Genomic DNA, 1573 nt, shown 5'->3' with positions numbered 1-1573 from the left:
TTGAACGCACCCCATCCAAATCAAAGATTATGGATGGGGATTCATTCGCTCTTGAACAGCTAAATTTCTTAACGTCCCCAGGACAATTGGCGTTCTCAATGTGCCGTCAGAACTTTTGCTGTCGTACACCCTAGAAAAGTTTTTATCCCCTACTATTAAGCAATACCAATATCTAGCACCGATGTTATAACTAGCGTTTAAATCCGCGTGATATTGTTTTCCACTCTTGAATTTTGCTAGGGAATAATTTGTTTGGCTTCGTCTAACTTTTCCACTTCCATCAAAGGCTACCGCACTGGTATATTTAGGATTAACTGTCTGAACTTTTCCACCTAATTCTGTCCATTTATCTGTGATTATTTCGACAATTTTTCGGTGACACCATAAGTGAAATTTTTGTTTCATTAATGACCTTTTTTTCCCAGCTTTTGCTTTCCATCCCCAGAGATTTTCTAAGACCATTACCTTGACGCCATGCACCTTGGCGAATTGAACAATTTGTCTGGCTACTTTTCGAGAAATCTCTAGATTTTGATTAGCTGACTTGCGGTTAAGTCCACCACAAAACCCTTTCGGTAATGTTTGACCAGTTAAATTACTGGTTTGTTTAGCTTTTTTGGCTATCATCATTCGTCGTTTGTTGCGATAGTCTATGTCTCTGGCTGGATTAATAAAAGTCCTCGCCTTTACAGTACCATCCCGCCCGACGATAGCAGCCGTTGCTGCATTATTTATCCCTAAGTCAACACTACAAACATAATCGGTTTCTTCTCTTTTTACTGGTTTTATTTGAACTGGCATTGAGAGCTGACATTTAGTTTTATTCACCACTAAAGAAGGTGACTTTAATTTGTTGCCCTCAACTAAATGCCGATTATTTCCGTGATTTTTTACTCCTATATTAGTTAACCAAATCCAATCTTTTCCCGACCACACCTTGAGAGCAACAGTTTGATAATCCTTACCGTATAAAATTTGTTGACCTTTATACAAAGCCGGGTAAGTTTTACACATTGCTGTTAGTCTTGGTGCTTTAGCTGTACGTTTTTTACGATTTCCCGACTGCCAAGAACGATAACGGGTTTGAAAACTAGAAACAATGCCAATTGCTTCAGCTATGGCTGCTCTTCTTAAATAGCTGGGAAACTTACGGTGATCTGGATATTTGTTGACAATTTTCTGATAATAACTATGTTTGGGATTTGGGTTAGCTGTGGTAACATGAATCATTTTTTCCACAGCCAAAACTAATTCTAAGCTACTTAGAGGGGCTAAATTAGACCATTGTGCATTCACAATCAAAACTAAAGGTAAAAGATATTTACGGTAGCAGGTTACCGTCATCAACATCATCTCTTTCTGTTCGGGAGTAGTAACTAAACGCCACACATCTGTACGAATCAGAGGTTGAGGTTGAGATTTTTTAGTTTTTCTTTGGCTTTTTTTACCCATGGTCTAGTCACACCCCACTCTAGAGGCTATTAAATTATATTAACACAAATATGATTAATCTAGAATTGCCAAAAGAATAAGAAAAGGTAGTGTTTTTTGTTGGTCTCGCTAACCCCACCTA

1 protein-coding gene is annotated in these 1573 nt (G+C 38.1%); it reads right to left on the bottom strand.

The window, feature by feature from the left end; genetic code table 11:
- Nucleotides 1–27 precede the first annotated feature (27 nt).
- Nucleotides 28–1452: a transposase gene (locus tag F6K51_RS36950; protein WP_293031068.1), complete on the bottom strand. Its 1425-nt coding sequence runs from the start codon at nt 1450–1452 to the stop codon at nt 28–30.
- Nucleotides 1453–1573 lie beyond the last annotated feature (121 nt).

Source organism: Moorena sp. SIO3I8, from assembly GCF_010692325.1.
Taxonomy (GTDB): Bacteria; Cyanobacteriota; Cyanobacteriia; order Cyanobacteriales; family Coleofasciculaceae; genus Moorena.
This window is presented reverse-complemented; position numbering and strand designations above follow the sequence as displayed.

Excerpts from the sequence above, each read along its gene's own strand:
- F6K51_RS36950 (WP_293031068.1), bottom strand. The coding sequence starts at position 1,452 with ATGGGTAAAAAAAGCCAAAGAAAAACTAAAAAATCTCAACCTCAACCT.